This is a genomic window from Salinivirga sp. (genome assembly GCF_035268865.1).
Lineage (GTDB): Bacteria > Bacteroidota > Bacteroidia > Bacteroidales > Salinivirgaceae > Salinivirga.
Window position 1 is genome coordinate 23,961 of the sequence record NZ_DATFKB010000176.1, and the last position, 8,994, is coordinate 32,954.

General features: G+C 36.5%; 6 protein-coding genes. 3 read left to right on the top strand and 3 right to left on the bottom strand.

Annotated features, from left to right (window positions below):
- Positions 1-17 precede the first annotated feature (17 nt).
- The 3 genes from VJ937_RS10695 (at position 18) to VJ937_RS10705 (ending at position 4,982) form a co-directional block, all read left to right on the top strand.
- Entirely contained in the window at positions 18-2,060 is a 2,043-nt protein-coding gene (locus tag VJ937_RS10695; protein WP_324066922.1) for a ComEC/Rec2 family competence protein, read from the top strand.
- Between the two features lie 126 nt (positions 2,061-2,186).
- Complete coding sequence (gene trkA / locus VJ937_RS10700; RefSeq protein WP_057953642.1) at positions 2,187-3,527, top strand: Trk system potassium transporter TrkA; 1,341 nt, start codon at positions 2,187-2,189, stop codon at positions 3,525-3,527.
- A 3-nt stretch (positions 3,528-3,530) separates the two neighbouring features.
- The gene (locus VJ937_RS10705) at positions 3,531-4,982 is read left to right on the top strand and encodes a TrkH family potassium uptake protein (protein WP_324066924.1); all 1,452 of its coding nucleotides are present in this window, start codon (positions 3,531-3,533) and stop codon (positions 4,980-4,982) included.
- 1 nt (position 4,983) lies between these two features.
- Here VJ937_RS10705 and VJ937_RS10710 read toward each other — a convergent pair whose 3' ends face one another.
- The 3 genes from VJ937_RS10710 to VJ937_RS10720 all read right to left on the bottom strand — a co-directional run.
- The gene (locus VJ937_RS10710) at positions 4,984-5,679 is read right to left on the bottom strand and encodes a YjjG family noncanonical pyrimidine nucleotidase (protein ID WP_324066926.1); all 696 of its coding nucleotides are present in this window, start codon (positions 5,677-5,679) and stop codon (positions 4,984-4,986) included.
- Between the two features lie 319 nt (positions 5,680-5,998).
- Positions 5,999-6,745 carry a LytTR family DNA-binding domain-containing protein gene (locus VJ937_RS10715; RefSeq protein WP_324066928.1) on the bottom strand — a complete coding sequence of 249 codons (747 nt, stop codon included), beginning with the start codon at positions 6,743-6,745 and terminating at the stop codon, positions 5,999-6,001.
- A gap of 3 nt (positions 6,746-6,748) precedes the next feature.
- A partial coding sequence (locus VJ937_RS10720; RefSeq protein ID WP_324066930.1) for a sensor histidine kinase occupies positions 6,749-8,994 on the bottom strand: 2,246 nt, incomplete at its 5' end.

An 8,994-nucleotide genomic window follows, 5' to 3' on the forward strand; every position in this document is an offset into this window, starting at 1 on the left:
GCAAACAAGTTGACTGAATGCAGGATATTATTCGCAATAACCCGTTTCTGCGGTTGCTTATACCTTTCCTTGCAGGCATATTGCTGGGAGCTTACTTTAACCCATCCTTTGATGAGGTTACTACCTATATCATTTACATCCTGATTGGCATCTGGGGGTTTACATTATTGTTTGCAATAAACAGATTTATCTGGCTACAGGACCTGCTTATAATCTCGATATTCTTTTTATTTGGAGTTAACCGATCAGCAGATGCAGTTGTGGAACTGCAACAATATGAAGATGAAGTGATTTTTTCAGCTCAAATCTCTGATTACCCTGATAGCACAAAGAATAGTCTCAAATTAGAACTGGATTTGGGCTGGCAAATTACGGATTCAGGAAGGCAAGAGATGAGGGGCAATGCATTTGTTTATCTTTCTAAGGAGGATTCAATGAGCCTCGATTTAGGCGATTACCTTTTATTGAAAGCTAAACCAGATTTAATTGCCAATCAGGGAAACCCGGGAGAGTTTGATTTCAGTGGCTGGGCTGCATCAAAAGGTTTTTTTTATCAGTTTTATGTGAATGGTGAGAACTGGGTCAAACTCAATAAAACCCCGGATTTTAATTTATCATTATATCTGAAAAGGCTTCGCCGGCAAATCTTTAATTATTATCGTAAGTCGGGCATAAGCGACAAGCAATTGGCTGTTTTTTCGGCTCTTACGCTCGGTGATAAATCTATGCTCGAACATGATTTGCGGCAAGGCTATGTGGCAGCAGGATTAATGCATGTATTGGCTGTTAGTGGTTTACATGTGGGTATTATTTATCTTGTGATTTCGCATTTATTAAAACCCCTTTCAAATACCAAATGGGGCAAACTACTGCGCTTTATGATTTCAGTATTTGTGCTGTGGGGTTATGCAATGTTTACAGGTATGTCACCCTCTGTCTCACGAGCTGCTACAATGTTTACAGTATTTGTGTTTGGAGACTTGCTGGGTAGGCGCTATGCAGTTTATAATTCCATTGCTCTTGCTGCATTTATTCTACTTTTTAATAACCCTTTATTAATTGCCAGTGTAGGTTTTCAAATGTCTTTTCTTGCCGTTATTGGAATTGTAGGGTTTTACCCAATTGTTTACCGTTGGATTTACATTCCCTGGAAACCGCTCGACAAAATTTGGCAACTTATGGCAGTTTCTATTGCTGCTCAAATCATAACTACACCGCTTAGTTTATATTATTTCCATCAATTTCCACTGCTATTTTTATTGTCGAACTTATTAATGGTTCCATTGGCTACCTTATTAATGTATTTGTTCGTATTGCTTCTGGTGTTTATGCCATTCCCTTTTATCGCCTTGAGCATAGGTCAGGCGGTAGATTTTTTTGCTTCATTAATGAATGCTTTTACAGGCTGGATAAAAGCTTTAGACTGGTCTACAGTAAACTCTGTGTACATATCTGATATACAGCTAGTATTGCTTTATTTGTTAGTAGCTGTTAGTACATATTGGGGCATTAGAACCAATTATAGGAATCTTAAGAAAGTTTTTATCGTATTGTTTTTATTTGTAATAACAGTTTTTTGGCAAAATTTCATACGAACAAATAATCATTCTTTTATAGTGTTTAATACTTTTGGAGAGCCATTAACCATGCAAATTAGCGGGCAAAACTATAAGCTTTATAATCCTGATAGTATTGAAAACACAACCTGGTTCACCGATCCGCTTACAGTAAAATTTGGGCTTAATCAAAGTGAAACCCGAAATGCTGAATTAGTCAATAGTTCGCCTTATGTTGTATGGGGTAAAATGCCAAATAGAGCCATTTTTTTCGATGCCGACCTCTATCCGAAGCATGAGAAAATTAAATGTAAATGGTTGGTTTTATCTTCTGGCAGTCCATTCAAATTATTGCCATTGCTTGATAAAATTGAGGCCGTTAAAGTAATAGCCGATGCTTCTGTTTCGCAATTCAAGTTAGAAAAGTGGCAGGAGCAACTCAAAGATTCTGACATTGATTTTCATAATGTCAAAAGAGACGGAGCATTTGTTGCAAAATGGTAAAGGGCTCTTCATTGTTGATATAAAGCATTAAATTCAATGGCATTATTGTTTTCTAATTGAAATGAATTGTTTAATATTGCCCTGTTGCGGTAATCATATTTTGGATTGCCTAATTAATTGAATACGATGAAGATAATAATTGCAGGTGTTGGTGAAGTGGGGATGTATCTGGCCAAAATGTTGGCAACAGAACACCATCAGATTGTGGTAATAGATACCCAGGAGGATAGACTGGAGGATGTTAGTACACATTTCGATGTGCTGACAGTGCAGGGGTCTGCAACATCTTTTGAGAAGTTAAAAGAGGCAGGAGTGAAGAATGCCGACCTTTTTGTGGCAGTTACACATGAGCTGGAGGTGAATATTACTGCATGTATTTTGAGTAAAAAACTAGGTGCGAAACGTACCATTGCACGCATCGATAATCGTGAATATCTACTTCCAATAAATAAAGCTCAGTTTATAGCACTTGGAATTGATTCGCTAGTATATCCGCAGATGCTTGCTGCCAGAGAGATTGTAAATCTTTTGAGTCAGACAGGAACATCAGAGGTATTTAATTTTTCAGGCGGTTCGTTGTCGCTTTTTGTGTTAAAGCTCGATGAAAATGCGCCAGTAATAAATAAAACTTTACAAGAAGCTGCGACGATTGATAATGAACTTATTTATCGTGCAGTTGCAATTTCGAGAGATGGCCAAACAATTATACCGCGAGGTAATGATGTTTTTTTGCCCAATGATATTGTGTATGTAATTACCAATCAGAAAGGCGTTTCTAAAATGATGAAGTATTCGGGTCAGAAGAAACTCGATACGCATAACATTATGATTTTGGGAGGTAGTCGTATAGGTCGGAGAACAGCCATTACATTGCAAGAGTCGAGTAATGTTAAACTTATTGAGTTTGACAAGGAGAAATGCTTTCAGCTGGCCGATGAACTGCCACGCGCCATGATAATTAATGGTGATGGTCGTAATATAGATCTGTTACGCGAGGAAGGGGTCGATAAGATGGATGTGTTTGTGGCTGTTACCGGAGATTCGGAAACCAACATTCTGACTTGCATTCAGGCTAAACGCCTCGGTGTTCAGAAAACAATTGCGGCGGTAGAAAACACAGATTATATTAATTTGGCTGAAAACCTGGGCATCGATGCCATGATTAATAAAAAGCTAATATCAGCAAGTTACATTATGCGTTTTACAGTAAACGCTGATGTACCCTCATTTGTATGCCTTACGGGCTCAGATGCTGAGGTGCTTGAATTTGTTGTGCGCCCGGGTGCCAAAATTACCAAGGCAAGTTTAAAGGAGGTGAATTTTCCCAAAGAAGCAATTATTGGCGGAGTAATTCGCGACAAAAAAGGTTTTATCGCTCGCGGCAATACGCATGTCATGGCCAATGACCGTGTTGTTGTGTTTGCACTGCCATCAATTATTCATCGGATAGAACGCTTTTTTAACTAGATTATGCTTAATCGTAAAATCATTTTACTCATTCTCGGCATTTTGCTCCTAATCGAAGCATTTTTTTTATTTGTTTCAGGGCTTGTTTCACTTGGGTTTGAGGGTACTGACGCCCCGGCATTTTTTATTTCGGGCGGGATTGCTTTTCTAGTTGGAAGTTTTTCATTCTATTACAATAGAACAGCCAATAAAGAACTTGGTAAACGTGAAGGATTTTTGATTGTCAGCCTTGTCTGGGTTGTTTTTTCACTGTTTGGATCATTGCCGTTTATAATTAGCGGCGAAATACTTTCCTTTACCGATGCATTTTTTGAAACCATTTCAGGGTTTACCACAACAGGAGCTTCAATTTTGAATGATATTGAATCCATGCCTCACGGATTGCTGTTTTGGAGAAGTCTCACACAATGGCTTGGTGGTATGGGTATTATTGTGCTTAGCCTTTCCATTTTGCCTTTTCTGGGAATAGGCGGCATGCAGTTGTTTAGTGCCGAAGTGCCCGGACTTACACCAGATAAGCTACACCCCAAAGTAAAGGAAACTGCTAAACGGCTATGGGTAATTTATTCGCTTTTTACGCTTACCGAGTTTTTATTGTTGCTTGGAGGCGGAATGGGCTGGTTCGACGCACTTAATCATAGTTTTACCACAATGGCAACAGGCGGGTACTCTACAAAACAGGCCAGTATAGCTGCCTTTGATTCTCCGTTTATTCATTATGTGATAGCCATATTCATGTTTATTGCCGGTACAAACTTCACTTTATCATATTTTGCATTACATGGTAAGTTGAGCAAAGTCTGGAAAAACGAAGAGTTTAGATACTACCTGGGATTTGTACTTGCCTTCACTATACTGGTTACGTTAGGGTTATATTATATTATGGATTCGTTGACACTCGAAAAATCTTTCCGTGATGCCTTGTTTCAGGTTGTCTCTATAGTAACTACAACTGGTTTTGCAACGGCTGATTATGCTGTATGGGGGCAGTTCTTATTGTTTGTAATATTTGCATTAATGTTTTTTGGTGGCTCTGCCGGGTCAACAGGAGGTGGAATAAAAATAGTAAGAATTGTAGTGGTGATTAAAAACAGTTATTACGAAGTGAAACGCCTATTACATCCCAAAGCCGTCTTACCTGTACGGCTGAATAGAAAAGTTATGTCGGAAAAGGTAGTTATGAATGTGCTGGCGTTTATTGTTTTTTATTTTGTCATTTTTGTGCTAGGTGTGGGCATAATGTCTTCCATAGGACTCGATTTTAAAACAGCCATGGGGTCGGTTGCAGCCTCACTTGGAAATATTGGGCCGGGTATTGGTGGTGTAGGACCCACAGAAAACTTTGCCTTTATTCCTGATGCCGGCAAATGGTTTCTTGCTTTCTTAATGCTTTTAGGCCGTCTGGAGCTTTTTACTGTTTTGGCAATATTGACACCTGTATTTTGGCGCAGTTAAATTAAAGCATTTCAGTTAGTTCTTTTAGTGAATAAATTGCGGGCCTTGAATTGAACAGTGATTCGCGTTTTCCGGGGTTAAACCAAATATAATTCATACCTGCTTTACTGGCGCCCAAAATATCAGTTTTTTCATCATCCCCAATCATTAAGCTTTTTTCAGAATTTGTATCTGCTGTTTGTAGCGCATATTCAAATATTCTAACATCTGGCTTTTGAAAACCGACATCTTCTGAGGTTATAAGGTGATTGAAATATTGACCTATATTGCAATTTCTCAGCTTTCCGGTTTGCACCTCTTTAAAACCGTTAGTTATGATGTGTAACTCGTATTTTTTATTCAAATAACTGAGGGTTTCATGCGTATGTGGAAATAAATGTGTTTTTTGAGCACTCAGTTCCAGGTATAATTGACCTGCTGCTTTCCCTTGTTGTTGGCTATCGAAACCAAGTGTCTTGAAAGTTTTGTAAAAGCGCTCGGTGGTAAGTTTTTCTTTTGTAATAAGGCCATTCCGGTACTTCTCCCAAAGCTGCTCATTTATTTTTTTATATGTAATGTGGAAGTTTTCCAGTGTAATAGCTCGGCTTTTGAGATTAAAATGTGTATGTATGTCTGCAATAGCCTCTTTAGCATTAGTTTCAAAGTCCCAAATGGTTCTGTCAAGGTCAAAAAACAGGTGTCGGTATGATCGATTCATAGCGTGATTTTTCAAAATTGTAGTCCGTGGAATGCAAATTACGTGCAAATTTAAAAGAAAGAGGGGCATTTGTAACCAGCAAATGCCCCGGAATTTGAAATAAACCAACTAAAAACCAGACAATAATATGGTATAAGGATAGATTACCATAATGAATTTGTCTGGTTCAAATATATGTAAAAACCTATGACTATTTTGAGCGGATGTATTATCGGTTTTGTTAGATGTATAAACGGTTTTACTTTTTTAATATTCGGTATATTTTACCTTTTATAACAATGGTGTAGGTAGTTTTTGCGCTGGCACTACTGGTTGGGATTTATTGTGCGAGGAATACATTTATTGCTTCAAAGAATTCATTTTTCTTTCTTCTGGAGATGTAAGCCAGGTTGTTGTCTACCATTTCTATGTAATTCTGGTTTTTGTATACCTTTTTTATATGTTTAAAGTTTATGAGGTGAGATTTGTGACAACGAAAAAAACTTGGTGTGGTCAACAGTTCTTCATATTCTTTAATTGAACGCGAAACAACTATAGGCTTATTATTTAGTGTGTAAACTTTGGTATAATTACCTTCGGCTTCGAATTGAATTATATCATCGGTGTACACAATTTCAATTGAATCCTGGGTACTTAATGCTATTCTTTGAGGTTTTTCATTTTCGATACTTTCCTGTAGTATACCAAGTTTATCCGAATTGTTCTGGGCTTTTGAGCTATCAATGCGCTCAATTGCGTTGGAGAGCGTGTTAATATCTACCGGTTTAAGTATATAATCTACTGCAGCGTATTTAAAAGCTTTTATTGCATATTGATTAAATGCAGTTATGAAAATAATGTCAAAGTTTATATTGTCAATTCGGTCTAATAAATCAAAACCAGATCCATTGGGCATTTCAATATCGAGAAACACTATATCTGGATTGATATTGGATATTGTGCGGTGGGCATCGTCAATATTTGATGCTTTCCCTGCAACAATAATATCTTGTTTGCAGTTGTTTAGCAATATTTCAAGGGAATCAATTGCAGCTATTTCGTCGTCTACAATAACAGCTTTTAGCATAATTTATTTATAGTTTATCGGAAAACTCATTATAACCTTGGTTCCGATTGCTTTTCCTTCGTGATTAATCATGTCCTCCTTCTGGACATTTATTTTGCGACTTTTTAACTTATTATAAAGAACTATACGCTGTTCAGCAATATGTGTTCCATTTTTAACATTTAATTTTTCTTTTCGTGGATGTTGTTCAAAAACATTTGGTCTGCCAATACCATCGTCTATTATGGTGCATTGAATAGCGTTTTTGGCATACCTGATATTTAGCAGTATATTGCCTTTACCCGGCTTATTTATTATGCCTTCCCTCAGTGCACTCTCAACAAAGGGTTGCAGAATAAAGGGAGGTAACATCACACGGTTTTTATCTATGTCGGGTGCCAGGTTAATCGAATAAGTAAACCTGTCTTTAAATCTTAATAATTCAAGATCAAGATATACTCTTAAAGTTTCAAGCTCTTCTGCCAGGGGAATTAATTCTTCTTTAGAATTATCCAGAATGTTTCTGATCAAAACAGAAAATTTCGTCAGATAACGACTGGAGTCCATGGCTTTATTTTGCAAAATAAAATGATTTATTGAGGTAAGGGAATTGAATATAAAATGCGGATTCATCTGCTGTTGAAGCACAGTTTGCATCTGAGCTATTTGTGCAGCTTCAAGTGTATTTTTTTGTTTAATAGTTTTTATTCTATGTCGCAAAAACAAAAGTATTAGCCCAAAAAACACTACAAGTGATCCAATTTGAAAAGCTAAGGTTTGGTGTAGTTGCTTTTCTTTTTTTATGATCACATGGTAAATTTGTTCGCTTTCTTTAAATGTGGGATCGAATGATAACTGCAATTGCGATACTCCGCCACTCAATTTGCTTATTGCCAGGTAATTTTCAGATAGAGCATATATTGTTGTATCGTTGTGTAGTTTGTAATATAGTTTCGGCTCTGTGCTGTTTGTGAAATTAAGTTTATTTATCTCAATATTAAGGTTTTCAGTATTTTTGTCAACATCAAAAAAGAACTCGCGTTGCTTGTGCCTGGTTAAATACGGTGAGTTTAGTTGCAGCCTGTACTGCTGTTGCCTCTTAATTTTATTGAAGGGCACAATCAACAGTCCATTTTTATGTAATGCATAAAGTTTATTATTATAAACAATTGTTTTTTTTATGTTTAATCCTGCAGTTTCATTTATTAAATCGCAGTTTAACCATGTTTTTTCATTTGGGATGGAACAAATGAAGGCCCCTTCTGAAGTGCTAATTAGAATAATGCTGTCATGTTTTTCTATTGAATTTATCGCCTTCGGTTTTATTTTATAAATACTTTTTTCGTCTTTTTCATTTATTATTGATAATTTATTTTGTGTATCCCTTAAAAACAAAGTTTTATTACTCTGTCCCAGGGAAACCACTCGCTGATTGCTTATTTTATGGCATTTGCCCTCATTGTTTAATTCCCAAATGCCATTGTCATTGGTTATAATGATATTTCCACGGTGGTTCGAAATGTTTGTAAAATGTTTTTTGGGTAAGCATTTTTTCTTCCACCTGGCAGAGTCAATGCTATAAACATTCAGACCTTTAGTTCCGATGGTAAATATTTGATTTTCGAGAACTGAATATTTATTAATATGATCATGCTTAAGACTCGCTTTCTGCAATAATTTAAGTTTATTATTTTCCATTAAAAGCAAATGGATTTTTCTTTCTCCCAGCACTAATAATTTGTTGGAATCTATAAAATGAAGCCGATTAACATGGAAAGGTATCTTCCCAATTTGCTTTATTTTACTTCCTTCTAAAGCGTAAAGCACCCCGCTTTTTTCAGATAACACAACTTTGTTTTTGTATGCGGCAATGTCTGAAAAAGGATACCTGTATTCCTCCGATTCTATGTTTTGAATGTAGAAGAGGTCTCCATTATCGCTTCCTGCCCAAATTCCATTTATCCTGTCTGCAAAAAGCTTCGTAATTGTATGGTTGTTTAATATTGTATCTGGGTTTTGTCCAGGTCTTTGAACAATGAGCCCTATTCCAGAAATGCTTTTCAGCACAGTACCTTCTACTTCTATCATTTCAAGTATCATGTTAGAACTGAAGCTGTATTTAATTTCTTCATTATTTGCTGTAATAATTAAATTACCAAAGCTTATAGTGGCCTGGTTACCATTACTGAAAAGCATGATATTGCCTTTCTTAAACCGTTTATCATTGTATAAATCAACCAGATTGAGTTGCAGGAACAAGGCAACTTTTT